This is a genomic window from Streptomyces sp. NPDC031474, from assembly GCF_055581185.1.
On record NZ_JBVIJX010000029.1, the window covers coordinates 1 to 20,034 of the forward strand.

At 67.6% G+C, this 20,034-nt stretch carries 10 protein-coding genes; 3 read left to right on the forward strand and 7 right to left on the reverse strand.

Features of this window, described 5'->3' with window-relative positions:
* Positions 1-122: 122 nt before the first annotated feature.
* Positions 123-563 (reverse strand): winged helix-turn-helix domain-containing protein, encoded by a 441-nt coding sequence (locus tag ACZ5SK_RS42315; protein WP_334577154.1) that lies wholly within the window; start codon positions 561-563, stop codon positions 123-125.
* A gap of 310 nt (positions 564-873) precedes the next feature.
* Between ACZ5SK_RS42315 and ACZ5SK_RS42320 the strand changes: the two genes are divergently transcribed.
* The 3 genes from ACZ5SK_RS42320 to ACZ5SK_RS42330 are packed head-to-tail and all read left to right on the forward strand — an operon-like array spanning position 874 to position 4,042.
* A complete protein-coding gene (locus ACZ5SK_RS42320) occupies positions 874-2,547 on the forward strand; it encodes a replication initiator (RefSeq protein ID WP_334577155.1) in 1,674 nt (557 codons plus the stop codon).
* Positions 2,544-2,735, forward strand: a complete 192-nt coding sequence (locus tag ACZ5SK_RS42325; protein WP_334577156.1) for a helix-turn-helix domain-containing protein — start codon at positions 2,544-2,546, stop codon at positions 2,733-2,735. Before ACZ5SK_RS42320 ends, ACZ5SK_RS42325 begins: the two co-directional genes overlap by 4 nt.
* Positions 2,735-4,042 (forward strand): tyrosine-type recombinase/integrase, encoded by a 1,308-nt coding sequence (locus ACZ5SK_RS42330; protein WP_334577157.1) that lies wholly within the window; start codon positions 2,735-2,737, stop codon positions 4,040-4,042. Before ACZ5SK_RS42325 ends, ACZ5SK_RS42330 begins: the two co-directional genes overlap by 1 nt.
* Before the next feature lie 651 nt (positions 4,043-4,693).
* Here the strand turns inward: ACZ5SK_RS42330 and ACZ5SK_RS42335 are convergent.
* The 6 genes from ACZ5SK_RS42335 to ACZ5SK_RS42360 all read right to left on the reverse strand — a co-directional run bounded on the left by ACZ5SK_RS42335 (position 4,694) and on the right by ACZ5SK_RS42360 (position 19,984).
* A complete protein-coding gene (locus tag ACZ5SK_RS42335; RefSeq protein WP_443041323.1) occupies positions 4,694-11,641 on the reverse strand; it encodes a polymorphic toxin-type HINT domain-containing protein in 6,948 nt (2,315 codons plus the stop codon).
* Positions 11,642-11,829: 188 nt separating this feature from the next.
* Positions 11,830-15,483: a LamG-like jellyroll fold domain-containing protein gene (locus tag ACZ5SK_RS42340; protein ID WP_443041324.1), complete on the reverse strand. Its 3,654-nt coding sequence runs from the start codon at positions 15,481-15,483 to the stop codon at positions 11,830-11,832.
* Between the two features lie 457 nt (positions 15,484-15,940).
* Positions 15,941-17,641: an acyl-CoA mutase large subunit family protein gene (locus ACZ5SK_RS42345; RefSeq protein WP_334577158.1), complete on the reverse strand. Its 1,701-nt coding sequence runs from the start codon at positions 17,639-17,641 to the stop codon at positions 15,941-15,943.
* Positions 17,642-17,760: 119 nt separating this feature from the next.
* Positions 17,761-18,099: a DUF3817 domain-containing protein gene (locus ACZ5SK_RS42350; RefSeq protein ID WP_334577159.1), complete on the reverse strand. Its 339-nt coding sequence runs from the start codon at positions 18,097-18,099 to the stop codon at positions 17,761-17,763.
* 44 nt (positions 18,100-18,143) lie between these two features.
* Complete coding sequence (locus ACZ5SK_RS42355; RefSeq protein WP_079659470.1) at positions 18,144-18,653, reverse strand: MarR family winged helix-turn-helix transcriptional regulator; 510 nt, start codon at positions 18,651-18,653, stop codon at positions 18,144-18,146.
* A gap of 11 nt (positions 18,654-18,664) precedes the next feature.
* Complete coding sequence (locus tag ACZ5SK_RS42360) at positions 18,665-19,984, reverse strand: MFS transporter (RefSeq protein ID WP_334577160.1); 1,320 nt, start codon at positions 19,982-19,984, stop codon at positions 18,665-18,667.
* Positions 19,985-20,034 lie beyond the last annotated feature (50 nt).

Genomic DNA, 20,034 nt, shown 5'->3' on the forward strand with positions numbered 1-20,034 from the left:
GGCAAACAAGCCCCACAAGGTTTCCGATGTTGTCTAGGCCCACCGTCAAGCATCAACTGGGACCAGAACGTCAAACATCACCTGGGACTAGACAGCCCTGACCAGCGTCCCGGCACGGCGGGTCAGTGGCCCCGCCCGCCGCTGCCCGTCTCCAGGGCCTCGACGCGGCCACGAAGGTCAGCAATCTGCTGAACGGCCTCGGCCAGCGCACGTTCCAACGCCTCGACGCGGGCCGTCGTCCCGTTGGCGGGTGCAGTTGCCTCCGGGCCGTCGAGGTCATCAGCATCGTCGGCGGCGTGGTCGTGGTGGGCGACGAAGGCTCCCTTGCCGGGGTGGGAGACCGCCCACCCGTCCTGCTTCAGCAGGGCCATGGCCTTCTGCACGGTCAGGCTCGCCGCTCCGAACTCCCGCATCAGCACGGCCTGCGTCGGCAGCGCGTCACCCGGCCGCAAGCCGCCCGAGCGGATCCGCTCGCGCAGGGTCTCGGCGATCACCTCGAACGTCAGCGGCACCCCGCTGCCCGCCGGCCTGCGCCCGCGCCTGGCCACCACCACGCCGGTCACCCCCGCTTTCCACGCCCTCTACCAGCGAAATCCGGCCCGTCCAAACCGGGAAACCGGCCCCACACTACCCGCGTCCCAGCAGCCACAAGAAAGGAATCAGGAGGGATGCACTTGAATGCGCCAGTGGGGCGATGTTAACGTCACGCACCCGCCGGTGATCACCACCGCGCCCCGCCGACCAGGCCCCACTGGTCCGGCCCCCGCGCCCAACTGCGAGGCGCCCCGTTCCCCTGTGAGCCGATCACTTCGGCCTGTCCACGTCGCCCGCGCCGTACCGCTTCCGCGCTCCCGCCGAAAGGCCCCGTCCCGCATGCCCGCACAGCTCCAACTCCCGTACCCCGCATCCGTTCCAGCCGCCTCGCGTCCCTCGTCGTCGGCGCTGGAGCGCCGCGCCAGGCTCACCGCCAAGCTGGCGAAGCTCGCCGCCACCGGCCAACTCGCACCCCTCGCACGACAGATAGACCGACTCGGTGGCTGCGTGCGCCCTGTCCGCCTGACCGGGCAGCGCACACGCCTGGACACCGCGACCGGTGAGATCCTCGACCACTTCGACTCCGGCCGACTCCCGGCGGGCGAACTGCTGGTCCGCTGCGGCAACCGCCGCGCCACCCGCTGCCCCGCCTGCTCCACCGTCTACCGCTACGACACCTACCAACTCATCGCCGCCGGCCTGCGCGGCGGCAAGACCGTCCCCACCAGCGTGGCCGCGCACCCGCGCGTGTTCGCCACCCTCACCGCCCCCGGCTTCGGCCCCGTCCACAACCGGCCCGACACCGGCCGCTGCCACTGCGGCCACACCCACTCCGACGACGACCCGCTCCTCGGCACGCCGCTCGACCCCGACCACTACGACTACACAGGCGCGGTGCTCTGGAACGCGCACGCCCCAGCCCTGTGGGCACGCTTCACCACCCACCTGCGACGCGAGATCGCCAAGGCCGCCGGACTGACGCAGCGGACCCTGCGCCACCACGCCACACTCTCGTACGCCAAGGTCGCCGAGTACCAGAAACGGGGCCAGGTCCACTTCCACGCCGTCATCCGACTCGACGGACCCACCGGCCCCACCAGCACCCCACCCGCCTGGGCCACCACCCAACTCCTCGACCACGCCGTCCGCGCCGCCGCCACACGCACCCGCGTCCACCACGAGGGCGAACCGCCGAAACAACCGCAGCCCGCCGGGCGCGTCCCCGCGTCCCCGCCTCAAGTCTCAGATCGGGCGGGGCGGTTGGTGTTCCGGTTCGGGCGGCAGACCGACGTCCGCGCGATCCGCAGCACCGACTTCACCGGCGGCGGCCCGGTCACCGAGCGGCACGTCGCCGCCTACATCGCCAAGTACGCCACCAAGGGCGCCGAGACCACCACCGGCACCCTCGACCACCGCCTCCGACTCCTCGCCGAACTCGCCACCCACGACATCACCGACCACGCCCGCCGCCTGATCCACACCGCCTGGCACCTCGCCACCCGCCCCCAGCACGCCCACCTCCGCCTGCGCCAATGGGCCCACATGCTCGGCTTCCGCGGCCACTTCTCCACCCGCACCCGCCACTACTCCACCACCCTCGCCCACCTCCAAGCCGAACGCACCACCTGGCGCCTCGGTCAACCCGACACCCAGACCCCCACCCCCGTCCCGGTGTCGGCGCAGGCCGGTCAGACAGGCGGCAGCCCGATCGGTGACCAGGCCCAGCACTCCACCGAGCTGGCCGCCGGTCAGCGTCCCGGTCACCACAACAGCGCCGGTCAACGCGTGGACTCGGACACAACGCTGGTCATCTCCCACTGGCAGTACGCCGGAACCGGCCTCCTACCCGAACTCGAACACCTCGCCGACCTCCTGACCGCAAAACGGCAGACCCGACCCGAGCAACCGACCCACACCCGGCACTCGAAGCGCTCCAGTGACCGCGCCGGTCACCCGGTCGGTCACTCCACCGATCGGCTGCCCTGTGTTGTCCGGTCAAGGGCCGTCGCGTGACCGCCGGCACGGAACTCCTCACCGTCCCCCAGGTCATGGAACGCCTCCAACTCGGCCGCACCGCCGTCTACGACCTCATCCGCACCCACCAACTCCCCTCCCTCACCCTCGGCCGCGCCCGCCGCATCCCCACCCACGCCCTCACCGACTTCATCCACACCCGCCTCGAACAGGAAGCCGCCGCCTGATGACCACACCCCGCGACACCCCCGCCTCCCGCCGCACCCGCGCCAACGGCGACGGAACCGTCTACCAGCGCAAGGACAGCCGCTGGGAAGCCGCCGGATACGTCCTCGCCCCCGGCAACACCCGTCGCCGCGTCCGCGTCTACGGCACCACCAGGAAGGAAGCCCTGGCCAAGCTCACCGAGAAGATCGCCAACAGCAACCGCGGCCTCGCCGCACCCTCCGCACAGGGCAGCCTGGCTGCGCACCTGACGTACTGGCTTGAGGCCGTCGCCGTCCACCAGCTCCGCGAGAACACCCACACCCGCTACACCGCCTGCGTCAACCGCTACCTCATCCCCGGCCTGGGCAAGAAGAAGCTCGCCAAGCTCTCCGCCAAGGACGTCCGCACCTGGCTCAACCAACTCCGCACCACCTGCCAGTGCTGCGCCCGCGGCCTGGACGCGGGCCGTGATGAGCCCCGTTGCTGCGCCGCCGGAACGTGCTGCTCCAAGCGGCTCTCCCCGCTGACCCTCGCTTACGTGCACTCCGTGCTCAAATCCGCCCTGGAGCACGCCGTCCGAGAGGAGGAGATCCCGCGCAACGTCGCCCGCAACGTCCGTAACGGCACACCCCGCCCCCGCCGCTTCGAACCCCTCACCGCCGACGAAGCCCGCCAGCTCCTCACCGCCACGCGCGGACACCGGCTGCACGCCCTGTTCGAACTCGCACCCCACACCGGACTCCGCAAGGGCGAACTCCTCGGCCTCCGCTGGGAAGACCTCAACCTCGACACAGGCACCGCTGCCATCCGCCGAACTCTGCAACGCACCAGTACGGGTGGACTCACCGCGTTGCCCACAAAGACCCGAGCCTCCGAACGCCGCATCGTCCTCCCCGCCCGCTGTCTCCAATCGCTCAAGCGACACCAGGAAGAGCAGCAGCACGAGCGTGACGCCGCAGGGACCACATGGCGGCACAACAGGTACGTCTTCACCACACCGCAGGGCCGAGCGATCGACCCGACCAACCTCACCCGGACGTTCACCACGCTCCTCCGCAACGCTGGGCTCCGCCGTATCCGTTTCCACGACCTCCGACACTCCACCGCCACCCTGCTCCTGGAACAGGGCGTCGAACTCGTCGTCATCAAGGAACTCCTCGGCCACGCCCACATCGGCGTCACCGCCACCGTCTACGCCCACGTCCGACTCCGCCTCCAGCGCGACGCCATCGACCTCCTCGGCCACGCCCTCCGCAACCCCGTCAAGATCACCAGCGGGCCCGACGACAGCGGCGAACCACCCCTGTGCGCCACACCCGTCCGCTGACGTTGCCGTCAACTACTGCCGTCAAGACCCACTGAAAGCCCACCAGGATTACCTGGTGGGCTTTCAGATTTGCACTCACGACACTAGAAACTGGGTAGCGCTACCGCAGCGTCAATTGCATGCCAAAACTCTCTCAGAACACCCAATCAGAGACCCTTCTCAGATCTGGCTGCTGGGCACACAAGGATCACGATCCTTGCCGGAGAATTTCCAGTTCACGAGTCGGGAAGGCGATCCCACTCCACGCTCTTGAATATGCGGCAGTACTGCCGCACCGAACCAGCACGTCGTCAGCCATGACTACCACGCTGCGAATAAATGCACGGACGTCAACTCGACCACGCCATCGCAGAATGCCACCGCTCCAGCGGCGGGACTCTGATTCCATGTCCGCGAATTGGACGACCTGCAAGTATGCGTCTTCGTCCGCCCCCGTAAAGAACAGGAAGGTACCCGCGGGCTCGGCAGGAAGGAAGGCTGTTGCCGAGCTTGACCCCAAGCGAAGGTCGATGGCAGCTTGCACCACAGAACCGAGACCATCTCCAACGTATGTGGTGTGTACTTCGATGGTCTCTCGCGGAAAGTGTAGAACGAAGTCGGCCGAGCCAGTCCGCACCGTCTTCCAATGCAGAGAAAGTTGCTCCATTGCCATCACCTTGGATAGGCGGTACGTAGAGATCCGTCTGGATTGAGTATCACTTCGACGCTAGTCTCACCTCGCGACCCAACGGGGTAGTCGAAATCGTGTGTGTGAATTGTCCCGTCACGAGGGCGCCCAGCCGCATCGGGAGTATTTCGCCTCCCCGGCGTTTTTGAGGCATCCTCAATCAACTCTCCAATTTCATCCAGATCCATATAATTGGAGAAAGTCGTGTTTCCTTGCGCCACTCCTGGACTTCCATCTACGTGCTCATCCAGCACGTGTTGCCAACCATCCCCATCAAAGAGATTGCAGTTGCTGTTGTGAACGAGGACCGGCGTCTCGCCCGCCAGCACATAGTACGTGTGGAGATCGTCGACGGTGAGGTTGTACATGTCGGCTGAGCCGGCTTGTTCACTGACCTCAATGACCTGCACGTGAGCGTCGGTCGCGGTGTTGAGCAGGTGGCCCGGACGGAGTTCGGCGGCGGCTGACCAGGCGTGGACAGTGTCGTCCCAGAAGGGGTGGCGGGAGGTCGTGTGGATGGTCGAGGTACGGCCGTCGGCAGTACGGATGGTCACGTCAACGAGGTCGTCGTCGTGGTGGACGAGGTGAGCGGTGACGGATCTTGAGCCCTTGTGCTTGCCGGTTTCCTGGTCGGCAGCCTCGACCTCGTCTCCGGGTTCGACCTTGCTGATCGCTTTGGTCTTGCCGTTCTTGAGCAGGACCGGTGTGTCAGGCGAGAAGCTGCACGCCGCCCTGAACAGGGACGCAGCGGCTGACTCCATCTCTGCCGCAGCCGCACGTGCACCACCGCGTGCCAGGACCGCTTTGCCAGTGGAGCCGAAAGCCATGCTGGCCACAGTCACGATGTCGGAGACGATCGCCTCGCCGCAGTCGCCTTTTCCGGTGAGGCAGTGATACGTCGCCTTCAGACCCCAGGGGTCATTCGCGCTGCTGTGTGGGTCCTTGAGCAGTCCGGCCCGGGTGGCCGTGTCGCAGAAGGCCTCGACGCTGCTGCTCCGGTTGTAGCACTTTGCCTCAGCCCAACGTGACAGCATCTCGGCGTAGGTGGCCGAATCGGGGTAGCCGCCTGCATATCCCATCGCTTGGAGCTCGTACTTGGCAGGAATGATGATTCCGTCGACCACGGGCTTGGTCGTGCCCGACGGCTTGGCGGTGCTGCCGTCGGACGTACCGCCCGTATCCCCGTTGCCGTCATCCTTTCCGTTGCCGTCGGAATCCCATTTGTGCGCGGGGTCCTTCGCCGTGTTGTAACCGCCGGTAGTTCCGTTGCTGGCCGAGCAGTAGTGCGGGTAGCAGGATTCGAGGCCCGTGGGGTCGCTCTGCGTCGCGGGATTGTTGTTGGCGTAGCTGTATCCGTTGAGCGAACCGGGCTGACCGAGACTGAGGATCGGGTCGACGCTGATGAACTGACCGACGCCAGCGTCGTATTCGCGAGCTCCGACGTGGGTCAGGCCAGTGGTTGTGTCCCGTGTCTTGCCGAGGAAGCCCTTGTCATCGGGCCAGGGACCGTAGAGCGGCGCGCCGCGGTCGTTCCCGAACGGCGTCATGTAGCGCTTGGTGAAGGTCTGGTTGGTGTCCGGGTTGAGTGAAAGAGAGGAGGTGCTGTGCTGGTCACCCGTCAGGTAACTGAGCTTCTCGGTACCGGACTGGTTGGTGCGGAGGGCAGCCGTGACGCCGCCTGCGGCGTAGTAACGCTGCGCCCAAGTCTTACCGTTGGCGCGGAGATGCAGTTCGGTGGAGCCGGCGTAGAGGACGCGCTCTCCCTTCCCCGTGTTACGGATCAGAAGGGAGCCATCAGCGGAGTACAGATAGTCGGTCGACGTCCCGTTCTCCGAGAGTTTGCTCAGCTTGCCCTCAGGCGACCAGTCCAAGGTCTGGGTTCCACTGGCGCCGGGGCGATGCCAGGTGTTGCCGGACTTGTCATACTCGTAGGCGCGCTCCGGAGCGGCGCAGTCGGTCTTGGTCGTGGTGCCGGTCAGGGTGTGCGGCTGGGTCGTACTGGTGTAGCAGTACGTCGTCTTCGTGTCGCCACTGCTCTTGTGGACCGTCTCACTGGCCCGCTGGCCCGCCGCGTTGTACTCGTAGGTCGACCAGTACGGGGCCGGCCCCGACAGGCTGGAGGCGCTCCGGGCGTCGGAGCACTTCTGTGAAGCGGGCGTCCAGGCCTCGGTCAGACGCTGATGGCCGTCGTAGGCGAAGCACTGGGTCTCGGCCGAGCTGGTGCCGCCCAGGAGGGTCGGGTCACTGATCGCGGTGACGTTGCCCGTCTGGTCGTAGGCGTAGTTGAGGTCCTGCAGCATGTAGCCGTGGGTCTGATCCGTGACATGGCTGCGGGTCAGGCGGCCGGTGCCCTCCTCGAAGTCGTTGGCGACGTAGGCGCTCTTGTTGCCAGTACCGCCCGTACCCAGCGTCAGCAGCTGCGGCTGCACGAGGGCCGAGTAGTCCACGTCCAGCAGATAGCCGGTCGCACCCACGATCGAAGTCACGTCACCCAGCGCGTCGTAGTCGTAGTCCACGCTCTCTGCGGACAGCCCTCCGAGCGCAGGGTCCTTCGTCTGCTTCAGGGTGCCGTCGATGTTGTAGTACGTCTCATATGCCAGCGAGGACGGCGCGCCCGCCTTCGCGAGCGGGTCACTCGCCGGCAGTTGCAGCTGAGTGCCCGTGGCTCGGTCCAGGCTGTCGTAGGCGGTGACGGCCTGTGTGTACGCTGCGCCCGTCTTGCCGCCGACGTAGCGGGTGGAGGACGTGGCCAGCCCCTTGAGGAGCGTGTCGTAGACGAACCCGGTGAGCTGGTTGGCGTCCGTCTTGGAGTCCTTCCAGGTACCCGTGACGCGGCCCAGCTCGTCATATCCGGTCAGGACCGACATGCCCCGAGAGTCCGTGGACTTTACGGGCCGGTCGAGGACGTCGTACTCGATGGTCGTCGTCCCCTTGTCCGGGTCGGCCGCGGTGGCCTGGCGACCGAACAGGTCGTAGACGTACGACCACTTGGCGTTGTCGGGACCGGTGACCGTCTCCTGCTGGCCGTCCAAACCGTAGGCGAACTTCGTGGATGTGTACGGGGCTCCGGGGGTCGTGCCGAAGGCTGCATCCGCCGGGCTCGTGCTTGCGTACTCTCGCGTTTCCGTCGTCTGACCGCGTACGTCGCTGATCGTGCGTTGGGCCGAGCCGCCCTCGAGCGCTGTTGTCGCGACGGAGTCACCGGTGTAGCTGGTCGTCGTGGACCACTTCTTGACACCGTAGACATACAGACTGGTGCCGGCGGGGCGGCCTGCCCCGTCGAACACTGTCCCTGTCTGGGTGGGAGACTCTCCGTATTCGGCCCGCGTGTACGTGGCGTTGGGTGTGCTGGTGTTGTCGAAGATGTCGGCGTACGTCTCGTACGCCAGACCACGCGTGTCGTACCGCGTGTCCGTCAGACGACGTCCGCCCTGCGGTGTCGGCGACTGGGCCTGCAGGGGACGCAGAAGCGCGTCGTAGAGCGTGTACGTGGTGTTGTAGGTCTCGCCGTCGTTCTTCAGCGACGAGGACGAGACCCACGACGGCTTGGTGTTGTCCAGGTGGTAGGCGAACTTCTGGTTGGGGGCCTGGCTTCCGCTCACCCTGTTCGGCAGCCACACCTGGGTCAGTCGGCCGAGGGCGTCGTAAGTCAGCTCGGTCTTCTTGTTGTTGACGTCGTAGATGCGCAGCGGTTGACCGCGCCGCGGGTCGAGGAAACTGACCGTCTTGTACGTCTTGGGGTCGGTGGTGATGGTTTTGGTCAGCGGGCCTGCGTCGACGGGGGTGTAAGCGAGGGAGGTGGGAGGGTTCGTGGACGCGTCACTGACGCTCAGGGGGCGGCCCAGGGTGTCGTACGTCGTCGCGGAGATCTTCTGCCAGCCGCTCGGCAGCCGATCACCGTTGCTGTCCGCGGCAATCGCGTAGCCGGTGGCCCGGCCGGTCCACGTCGCCAGGCCCTTGGTGGGCTTCTGGGTCGCCGACCAGGCCGTGGCGTTCGCGGTGTCGTAGACGGTGCTGACGTCCGCGATCACATCGCCTCGCGCGGGCTTGGCCGGATCCATGGTCGCGGGCAGAGCCATTGAGGTGTCTGCTGTCGCGCAGGTACGGGCGACAGCGCGGGTGCGTGAGACCGGGCTAACAATGCCGAGGTCGGGGTTGCGGGCGTACCAGGTGCGCGTGCAGGTCTCGTCCGACGCCTTGCCCACCTGCCCGAAGTCGTCGACCGTGACCGGCATGCCGTAGCTGTCGAACGACGTGCTCGTCAGGCGTTCGCGCCAGGTCTGGGACGCCGTCAGGTAGGTGTAGCTGTGCACCTTCTGCGTGCGGACATAGCGGGCGACGTGGTCACCTGCACCGGGTGGGGTCTGCCGGGCGGTCTCCTGCGACCACGGGTCGTTCACCGCTGCCGAGATCGCCGTGGTGCCGTCGTAGGTGACCTGCTCGCGCAACTGCCCCGCGTACTCGGTTTTGTCGGTGACGGACGCCGCGTCGAGGGCCGGCGTAGACAGCGGTGCGACGGAGACAGACTTGGTCGTGCCGTCGGTCTTCTCGTCGCCGTGCATGCCCTGGAGGTAGAGGGAGACCGTGCGGGAGCGTGTCACGTCCGTCGCGCCGGTCCACGCTGTGACCTGGGCGTATCCACGCCATTCGGACCAGGTGCGCTCTTCCTTCTTCACGAACGGGTCGTCGCTGTAGTGCCAGGCGGCCCCGCTGTAGGAGTAGGAGTGCTCAACCGACTCGTTTGCGGCGGCCGGGTCCGAGACGACGACGGCCAGCACCCGGTACTTGTGGAACCAGTCGATCGAGGCGTTCTCAGCGCCGTTGATATGCCAGAACTGGGGGTAACAGGAGCGCGTGTTGGTGTCGGGGGCGGCGCCCAGGACCTGGCTGCGCACACATTCCTCGCCCGACAGCGTGACCGTGGTGATCGCACCGGTCTCGGAGGTGACGGTGGAGACGCGCGGGCGGGTCAGGGGGAGAATGTCGTCCGTGGCGTCGACCCGGTTGGGCCGCATGTGGTACGTGAAGGAGACCGGGTTCAGGGCGATGGCCGTGTCGCCGGCCTTCGCTGTCCGCTTGAGGGACGTCAGGGTCAGGACTTGATCGGAACTGTCACCGATGTCCCCGCCGTCCAGGTACTGCTCGACCAGGTCCCAGGAGTCCACGGCGTCGTACGCGGCGCTGGTGGCGTTGTACGAGAACGTGTCGATCCCGGTCAGACGCTTACGGGAGAAGAAGGATGGCCCTGATGCGTGGCACTCGTCGTCGTCTTTGGAGCAGATCGCGTCGAACGGGACGTCCGGCCAGTTGTCGGAGGTGTCCTCGGTCAGGCTGGAGCAGTCCGACGCGGTGCAGCGCTCGGCGTAGCCGAAGGTGACCTTCGCGTCCGCCTTGTCGGTGAACAACTCCCCCTTGCGCAGGCCGTACTCGATCCGACCCAGGTAACCGCCGCGCGTGTAGCCGGCATTGGCGGTCTCGGCCTTGTTCTTCTTGTAGTAGTTCGATTCCTTCGTGTACCAGTAGGTGGCCGCGTTGCCTCGGGTGTCCTCGACGTAGTCGAGGTTCCACCGCCACGCCTGGGTGAGCGCGCGGTCGGCGAACGCGTCGCCGCCGGAGTAGCCGGGCTCGCCCGAGTCGTCGCCGAACACCGGCACGGTCGCCACGGAGTTGGTGCGCTGGGCGTCCGCGCCCTCCAGCTTGTTCAGGCCGAACACGTACTTAGTGCCGTCACCGGTGACGACGGTCCAGTACTCACCGTCGTCGTCGCCGTTGTCCGCATCCTTGGACCGCGTCACCTTCGACGCGTCGTCGTTCTCCAGCCGCCATTGACTGTCGCTGACCTTGACCAACCGTGACGATTTGCCGTTCAGCACCAGCCGGGCGTTGTCGTACTTCCAGCAGAAGTCGAAGACGTCGTCGTGGCCGTCGTCGTCGCACGAACCGTAGGAACGCTCGATGTAGGACTCGGTGAGGCCGAACCCTTCACCGACCGAGGTGCCCTGATTGTTGGACCTGGCGGTACGGCCGTCCACGCTGCCCGAGTCGTAGGACAGCGACAACGGCGGCTGCGGGCCTGCCGCGGCCGGGGGCATCGCAAAGTCGTACGACCAGGTGAAGGAGCCCGAACTGCCGCCTGCCTCCCAGGACGAGGACTCCGACAACGGAGTGGCCGAGTAGCTTCCGGTGCCTTTGGGGGACTCTGCGGAGCCTGCCGCGGCAGCGGTGACGGCCAGCACAGTGGTAGCGGGAGCAGCACCGTCAGCGGCTTTCATCAACTGGGCGGCCGGGCCGTCCGCGGACTCGGCGATGCTCACCTTCGCCGAGACCGACTGGTGAGCAAGGTCGTTGTCCGACGTCAGGGGACGCTGGGTGCGGCACTCCGACTTCTCCGGCGTCGTCAGCGCGCACGCGGGCAGTTGCACCAGGCCTAGCCGCTGGGACCAACCGCCGCCGACAGCGGAGGCGAAGCCGCTGTAGTCGACGCTGACGTCGGCGATACCGGCGCTGTCCGCGTCGGCGGTCAGGACGACACCCGTGACACCTGCCGCGCGGGCTGCCTTCTGGTCCAACACGGTGACGCGTGCTTTACCGCTTGCCGCGGCTGCGCTGCCCGCTGGGGGTGTGATGGTGACGGGTACGCCGCTCGGCTCGACGCCAGCTCCTTTGCCGCGTGCCAGACCTAGCGTCGCCTCGCCCTTCCCGGGCCAGGTCGCCGACTGCTGGGTGCGGGCCCGGTCGGCCTGTACCTTGTTGGTCCTTCTGTCCCGCGCGACCTGCTGCCGAGCCTCCTTCGCGCCGGGTCCCTCGAACTCCTCGACCTTGCTCACCCGCGACTTGGGCACGTCGGGACGCCCCAGACCGGAGGATTCCGCGGCTTGCGCCAGTTGCGCCGCGCCCAGGGGCACGACGAGTGCCAATGCCAGCGATTGCACCAGGATCCGGCCGGCTTGACGCCGTGCCACGCCCCCACTCCACCTTGAGGTGCCCCTGCCAAGATTCATGACTTTCGCCCCACCCGGTCCCGTTAAGAGAAGTTTCAGCAAGCCGTCCGCAGACTGCCGTGCCTGCCGTGCGCGTATGGGTGAGGGCACCCGCCAAGGGCTGCCCTCACCTGTGCTCGTCAGTCACCCACGGTCTCTCCGACCTGGTCGGAGCCGGTCATCGCGCCCGCCCACAGACGGACTTCGGCAATCCGTCCCGGCAGGTAGTGCTTCCAAGCGCCGCTGGTGAAGCCCTTGCCCACCGCGAAATCACCCGCGCCGATCTTGGCAGTGAACGCCTTGTCCTCGCTGTTCTGGACAGCTCCCAGGTAGAGGCCGATCGTGCCGTCCTGAGCGTTGAAGACGCCGGTCATCCGGACCATGCCGTCCAACAGCGCGTTCTCCTCGGAGGCCACCGCGCTGAATGTGCCATCGGCGTTGAGGCGGCCGAATTGCCAAAAACCCACCGGGACGGTCTTCTCCTCTGAGGTCTCCTCGTCCCACACGGTCGATTTACCGGTCAGCTGGAACCAGAAACCCCAGGCCGAGCCGTCAGCCGTCCGCTGGCCGACCACTTGACCGGTGTAGCCCACTTCCTTGCTGACCAGCTTGGCGCTGTCCAGGGACGCCAGCGCGGTGACCGTGAACGAACCTGTGTCGTCCACAACTGGCCCGGCCGTGGTGGCCGCATCATCCACACCGTCCAGCAGGATCGACTCGCCGTCCAGCGAGGCACCAGCGCCCAGAGTCAGCGACCTGCCATAACCAGAGGTTGTGTCAGCGATCGTGGTGTCGACGCCTCGATCCGCCGACCAGTCGGCGACCAGTTCCACGCCGGCATAACCCTTCGACGTCAGCGTTTTCGCCTCCTCCGCGATCGCCTCCGCCGACAGGGCCCGCTGCCACGTCGTGGGCTCGTCGATGCTGCCGCTGAAGTAGTCGGTGTACACGTCGGCCCAGATGCCCCTGCCGATCTGCAGCGGACCCGACCCCTTCCACGCCGTACCGGAGTCGACGGTGCTCTGCAGTGACCCGTTGAGGTAGAGACTGACTTTCTTCGCCTCGGCGTCGTACACCCCGGCCACATGGGTCCACACACCACGCGGCGTGGCCTGCTGGGCACTGGCCTTACGGAGGGCTCCGTCGGCGCCCATCACACTCATGCTCCAGGTGTTGGCCCCGCCGCCCGCATACGACAGCCCGAAGGGAATGTACTTCTTCGAGAAGGGGCTCGCGCTGTCCGGTGCCTGGCTGAGCGCCGTCAACGTGCGCGAGGCACTGGCATCGACACGCACCCAGGCCGAGACCGTGTAGGAGACGGAGGTGTCCAGCACCGTGGCGGACGTGGCCGCGTACCCCGTGCTGCCGTCGAAAGCCAGACCCTTGTCCGTCACCGGCGTCTCCAAAGCCACACCGGACGCGTCACGCGTGATCAGCCCACGACGGCCACGGTCATCGCGCACCACACCGCCGGCCAGGGTCGCGTTGTCCGCGCCGTCCCAAGTCGCGGAGTCCACCGCCGCGCCGTCGGCCTCGGTGAAGTTCCACTGCCCGACCGGCTTCTCACCATCTGCGACCAAGAACTCGACCACGGACTGCGCGCCGTAACGGCCGACGTCGTCCTTGGCGCGTACGTACAGGTTGTACGTGCCTGCCCTTGAAGGCGTAACACCGACCGACACAGTCGCGCCGGTCTGGTCGGCCGACCACGCAGCTGTGGATGCGAGCCGGTACTGATAGGCCACATTGTTCGTGTCACCCGTAGCAGGCTTGAAAGTGAACGAACCCTTTACGCCCGGTCCGCCGTGGGGCGTGCAGTCGTTGGTCGTACACGCCATGTACGGGGAACCGACGGTGATCTGCGGCGCCTTGGGCGCTGTTGGATCGACCTTGAAATAACACGGCGTGGTGAATCCGGTGCTCTGCCGGTTGCTGCCGTCCTCGTAGTACGACAGAGTCAGGGCCTTCAGCCGGTACAGCACGCCTTCCTGGAGAGCGGGCAGGCTGCGCGACTGCTTGACCAGGTTCCCGACATAGCCGGAGGTCGGTCCGTCGAGGTCGGTGTGGGCGAGCGTCCAGGTCGTGCCGTCGGACTTCTCCGTCCGCCACCGGATGCGCAGGCTGGCGCCCACCGAACCACCGACCGCTGTGCGCGGCTTGCCCTGCACCAGCGGGGTCGGATCGGACACGATGGCCGGGTCGGTCGAGCTGGTGGAGCACACGTATCCGGTGCCGGTGATCAGACCCACCTCGGTCGGAGGGGCGGGCACCGCCACGAACTTCACAGCGAGTACGGCGTCGTTCTTGAACCGCTTCCATGCCGATGGGTCGGACTCGTCGTGGGCCTTGACCTCCAGCGTCAGCCGGGAGAACTTGCCCGCCGCGAAGTTCGACACCGTCGGTGTCAAGTTCTCGTTCGTCTCGTCCGGGTTGTCGTTGAACTCGATCGGCGCGTCGGGAGAGTCGGGGTCGCAGAGCGAGCCACGGCCGGCTGAGACGCTCCGGTCGACCATAAGGTCCAGCTCTGCGGGCCGCGAGGACCATGTGGTGGCGGAGGAGATGTTGTTCGTACGGACGAGGTCCACCCAGCGCGGGTCACACTGGAACGCCCACGGCTCCGTCACCCGGAACGTGGCGTCAAGGACCTTCTTGCCCTTCAGGCTCGCTGGGGAGAACTCGAAGTACAGCTTCTGCACGTACCCCGGTCCGCAGTAATACCCGTTCCAGGTACCGCACTTGCCAGCCCCCTTGCCCTGGTCGTCGTCGCCGTTGCCCCAGCCGTACGACTCGTAGCCGTCGCTGCGCAGCAGAGTGCGCTCGGACTCGCCCCAGGTCACGGTCGGGTCGATGAAGAGCGGGAAGGCGGAGCCGTCGGTCTTGGTGAGCATGTCCGTGTCGGGGACGACGGACAGGGAGTCCTTGGTGACGGCGACATCCATCCTGGCGACCTTGTCGCCCTGGCCGGGTTCCAGACCCGAGCCGGACGCCGCCAGTTCGGCGGGGTCGGACGGCTCCACCGACTCCTCTGCAAGCGCCTCCGCCCGCATGAGCTGCGTCTGCGTCTGCGTGCTGGGAGTCTCGGGGGGCACGGATGCCTTCGAGGCGACGGATGTTCCTCCCGCCGAGTCCCACATCCGCGCCGGCGGAGCCTTGAACACGGTACGACCACTGCCGTCTACGGCCGTGAGGTTACCCGCCGCTCCCTCGCGAACGTCCAGCCCCTGAGCCTTGAGACCGAAGGTGAGATTCTTCAACTCCTTGTTCGCCGCGGCCTCGGGCGTCTTCACGACGAACACGGGCTGGAAGCTCTCCGGAGTCGCGGTCACCTGCAAGTCGACACCGGGCAGCACTTCGGCGTACAGAGCGCTGGGGCCGTCCAACCGTGGCGCCGGAAGCCTGCCCGGCCACTGGAGTTCCAGCGAGCTGCCTTCGTCCGCGATCCGGGCCAGGGGCACCTTGTCGCCTCCCGCCGAGAACGCGATCGACACGGCGGCCGCCTTGGGCCCCACCGAGCCATCGGAACGATTCTCCAGAGTCGCATCCGGCGCCTGCCAACCACCGTCCGGCTTGGCCACGCGTACGGGAACGGCCGACTGCTCCAGGGTGAACGTGAATCCGTCGGGGTTCGCGTAGACCGTGGTCCGATCCGTACGCTCCCCGGTCACCTCCACCCGCTGACCGGACTCCTCGGCCTCGGCCAGCGCCTGACGCCCCTCGGTCGACGGGGCGGAATCGACCGCCGCGGGAGAAGCGGCGGCATGTTGCGCAGGCAGGGTCACTGTGCCCAGCAGCACGGCCAACGCGGCCGTCGTGGCTCCCGTCCCCCCGCGTCGGCTGCGTCTACGACGTCCAGCCGTGCCTCAACCACCCCGCGCGAACCGCACAGAACCCCGCCCCCAGAGTCACACGATCTTCATAAAAGTAAGCGCATTCAAACCTCTCTCTCACCTTGCGTCAAGGCATTATCACGGTGCGCAGTGGCCTCTTGAGGCCTCAGGTCCACTAAACCTTCCTGTTGGAAGTTGGCTTGTCTTCGGCATCTGCTGCCTTCACGATTCGCGACGTCGGCTGCGGAGCACGCAGACCGGAGCTTCGAAAGTCTCGCGTCCAGAGGCAGGATCGTCGGCTCAACAAGGCGCGACAGTGCGGGCACAACGATCAGCCGATGGCTTGATCCTTGCGGCGCGACCTAGTGAGGTCCCGCAACATGCGTGGTCTCTCTCCGGCCCGATCCGGTCACCTGCATGGCGTTCAGAATCCCGCCGGCTCCGTGTAGATGCCCCACTCGTCCCGCAGCGCGTCACAGATCTCGCCCAGCGTCGCCTCGGCGCGTACCGCGTCCAGCATCGGCCCGATCATGTTGGAGCCGTCGCGCGCGGCGGTCAGCATGGCGTCGAGGGCGGTGCGTACGGCCCGCTCGTCCCGAGCCGCCTTGCGCGCCGTCAGCGCCCGGACCTGCTCGCGCTCCACCTCGTGGCTGACCCGCAGGATCTCCAGCTCCCCGGTCACCGATCCGGTGTGCGCGTTGACGCCGACGACCTTCTTCTCGCCCTTCTCCAGGGCCTGCTGGTAGCGGAAGGCGGACTCGGCGATCTCGCCGGTGAACCAGCCGTCCTCGATGCCGCGCAGGATGCCGGAGGTGATGGGCCCGATGGGGTGCCGCCCGTCGGGGTGGGCCCGGGTGCCGCGCTCCTTGATCTGCTCGAAGATCTTCTCGGCGTCCGCCTCGATCCGGTCCGTCAGCTGCTCGACGAACCACGAACCGCCCAGCGGGTCGGCCACGCTCGCGACGCCGGTCTCCTCCATCAGCACCTGCTGTGTGCGCAGCGCGATCTCCGCCGCCTGCTCGCTCGGCAGCGCGAGGGTCTCGTCGAGGGCGTTGGTGTGCAGCGAGTTGGTCCCGCCGAGCACCGCCGCGAGCGCCTCCACGGCCGTACGCACCACGTTGTTGTACGGCTGCTGGGCGGTCAGCGAGACGCCGGCGGTCTGGGTGTGGAAGCGCAGCCACTGCGCCTTCTCGGAGCGCGCCCCGTAGACGTCCCGCATCCACCGCGCCCAGATCCGGCGCGCCGCACGGAACTTGGCGATCTCCTCGAAGAAGTCGAGGTGCGCGTCGAAGAAGAAGGACAGGCCGGGCGCGAACACGTCCACGTCCAGGCCGCGGCTGAGCCCCAGTTCGACGTATCCGAAGCCGTCCGCCAGCGTGTACGCCAGCTCCTGCGCGGCCGTCGAGCCCGCCTCCCGGATGTGGTAGCCGGAGACGGACAGCGGCTTGTAGGCGGGGATGCCGGCCGCGCAGTACTCCATCAGGTCGCCGATCAGGCGCAGATGCGGCTCGGGCTGGAAGAGCCACTCCTTCTGGGCGATGTACTCCTTGAAGATGTCCGTCTGGAGCGTGCCGTTGAGGACGCCCGGGTCGACGCCCTGCCGCTCGGCGGCCACGAGGTACATGCAGAAGACGGGGACGGCCGGACCGCTGATGGTCATGGAGGTCGTCACGTCACCGAGGGGGATGTCCTTGAAGAGGACCTCCATGTCGGCGGCCGAGTCGATGGCGACCCCGCAGTGCCCGACCTCGCCCAGCGAGCGCGCGTCGTCGGAGTCGCGCCCCATGAGGGTCGGCATGTCGAAGGCGACGGACAGGCCCCCGCCGCCGTTGGCGAGGATCATCTTGTAGCGCTCGTTGGTCTGCTCGGCGTTGCCGAACCCCGCGAACTGCCGGATCGTCCACGTCCGCCCTCGGTAGCCGGTCGGGTACAGCCCGCGCGTGAAGGGGTACTCGCCGGGCCAGCCGATCCGCTCGAAGCCGTCGTAGGCATCACCGGGCCGAGGGCCGTACACCGGCTCCACGGGGTCCCCGGAGAGCGTGGTGAAGTCGGCCTCACGCTTGCGCGAAGCGTCGTACCGGGCCTGCCAGCGGCGGCGGCCCTCCTCGATGGCGTCAGCGTCCATGCTTCAAATTTACTAGGACGTCCGAATAAATGTCGATGGAGTCGGTGAATTTTAGTAGGACGTCCTAGTAAAACTTCGCGAACAACCGCCGCACGCGCGTGTGGCGTACGGCGGTGGGGCTACGCCTTGACGGGCGCCGGAGTCGCGTCCGCGAGCTTGCCCTCCAGCTCGTGGCTGATCTTCCGCTCCACGATGAACGCGGCCGTCGGGATCGTCCCCGCCAGCAGCACCCACAGCTGCTTGCCGACCGGCCACTTCGCCTTGGAGCCCAGGTCGAAGGCGAAGACCAGGTAGACGACGTAGAGCCAGCCGTGCGCGATGGCCACCACGCGGGTGAAGTCCGCAGCGCCGTCGACGTCCAGGCCGTACTTGGCGATCATGCTCAGGCACAGCAGGACCAGCAGGACACCGGTGACGTAGGCCAGGACGCGGTAGCGGGTCAGCACGCTCTTTTTCATGAGGACGAGCGTAACCATCGGTTATCGGGCGATCTTGCGCGGGGTTACTGGTCCTCGAAGTCGTTCGCCGCCACCCGCAGCGGGCGCAGCATCGCGAAGATCTCGCCGCACTCCTCCGCGTCGTACACCCCGAGCCCGAAGTCCATCGCCATCAGGTCCCGGGTGGCCGCCTCGACGACCTCGCGGCCCTTGTCGGTGATGACGGCGAGGGTCCCGCGCCCGTCGTTGGGGTTGGGGCGCTTGTCCACCAGTCCCGACCTGACCAGGCGGTCGACGGTGTTCGTCACCGAGGTGGGGTGCACCTGGAGCCGTTCGCCGATCTTCGACATGGTCAGCTCGCCCTCCTTGGAGAAGGTGAGCAGCACCAGCGCCTCGTAGCGTGCGAACGTCAGGCCGTACGGTTTGACCACGGCGTCCACCTCGGCGAGCAGGATCTGGTGGGCGCGCATGATCGAGGTGATCGCGGCCATGGACGGCACGTTTCCCCAGCGCTGCTTCCAGAGCTCGTCGGCGCGGGCGATGGGGTCGAAGGGGAGACTGAGCGGTTTCGGCACGTCTCCAGACCTTACCGGCCGGTCATATCGCGGTCAGCCCCGTCTCGGCCTTCGGTCCGCCGGACCTCCCCGGCCACCATCGCACAGCACACCGTCCCCAGCGCCCCCGCCCCCGTGACCGCGCCCGCCACGCCCACGAGCTCCGCGGCCACCCCCGCCAGGGCCATGCCGACGCCCTGGAACGTCATGAGCCCCGCGGTGAGCAGCGTCATGGCCCGTCCCCGCAGCTCCTCGGGCACGTCCCGGACGATCCACTGGTCGAGGCCCAGGGTGTACGCCGAGCCGGCCCCCGACACCAGCAGCAGGACGAGGGAGGCGGCGAGAGAGGGGTGGAGGGCGTAGCCGAGGTAGGGCAGCAGCGTCACACAGACGAGCGGGAGGGCGATGCGCTCGCGGGTGACGGGACGCAGCCGGGCCCCCGCGTACAGCTCGCCGGCGATGGCGCCGACCGGCAGCGCGCACATCAGCAGGCCCAGGCCGACGGAGCCGGCGCCGAGGTCGTCTGCGTACGGCGCGGCCAGCGCCTCCGGGGCGACCGCGAACATCGGCGCCACCCAGAAGAGCAGCAGCAGCGCCCTGGTACGGCGGTCGGCGAGGACCTGCCGGGCGCCCTTGAGGGAGTCCATGACCAGCGCGCCGTCGGTGCGGGCCCGGGCGGGTCGGCTGCGGGTGCCCAGGCGCAGCAGGGCGGCGGAGGCGAGGAAGGTGGCGACGGTGACGAGGAGGGCCTGGCGCGGGGAGACGACGGCGAGCAGCAGTCCGCCGAGTCCGAAGCCGAGGAGCAGTGCGCTCTGCGAGGTGATGCGCAGCAGGGAGCGGCCGAGGACGAACAGGTCGCCGTCGCCGAGGATGTCCGCGAGGGTGGCCATCCGGGTGCCCGCGAAGATCGGCGAGACGACGGCGAGGCAGCAACGCAGGACCAGCAGGACGGCGAGGGGGGCGCCCGGCGCCGTCATCGGCACCACGCACACCGCGCACACCAGATCGCAGCCCACGAGCACGCGCCGGGCCGGGAAACGGTCGGCGACCCCGGCGAGCAGCGTGCCGCCGACGACGTACGGCAGGAAGCCGAGGGCCCAGGCCAGGGCGCTCATCAGGGGCGAGCCGGTCAGCTCGTAGACGAGGACGGACAGCGCGACCTCGGCGACGATCACGCCGAGCAGGGACAGCAGATGGGCGGCGAAGACGGCCCGGAACTCCCGGACGGCGAGGACGCGGAGGTAGCCGGCCGGCGGTGTCTTCCCCGCGGTCACCGGGTTCGTGGTGGCCGTGGTCGCAGTGGTGGCCGTGGTGGCCGTGGTGGCCGTGGTGGCCGTCGTGACTTCTGACATGGGCAGCAGCGTGCTCGGGCAGGGGTGTGGGGCCTAGAGTTTCGGGCACA

Coding starts and splice junctions, on each gene's coding strand:
- ACZ5SK_RS42360 (WP_334577160.1), bottom strand. CDS start 19,984: ATGTCAGAAGTCACGACGGCCACCACGGCCACCACGGCCACCACGGCC.
- ACZ5SK_RS42345 (WP_334577158.1), bottom strand. CDS start 17,641: ATGGACGCTGACGCCATCGAGGAGGGCCGCCGCCGCTGGCAGGCCCGG.
- ACZ5SK_RS42330 (WP_334577157.1), top strand. CDS start 2,735: ATGACCACACCCCGCGACACCCCCGCCTCCCGCCGCACCCGCGCCAAC.
- ACZ5SK_RS42320 (WP_334577155.1), top strand. CDS start 874: ATGCCCGCACAGCTCCAACTCCCGTACCCCGCATCCGTTCCAGCCGCC.
- ACZ5SK_RS42350 (WP_334577159.1), bottom strand. CDS start 18,099: ATGAAAAAGAGCGTGCTGACCCGCTACCGCGTCCTGGCCTACGTCACC.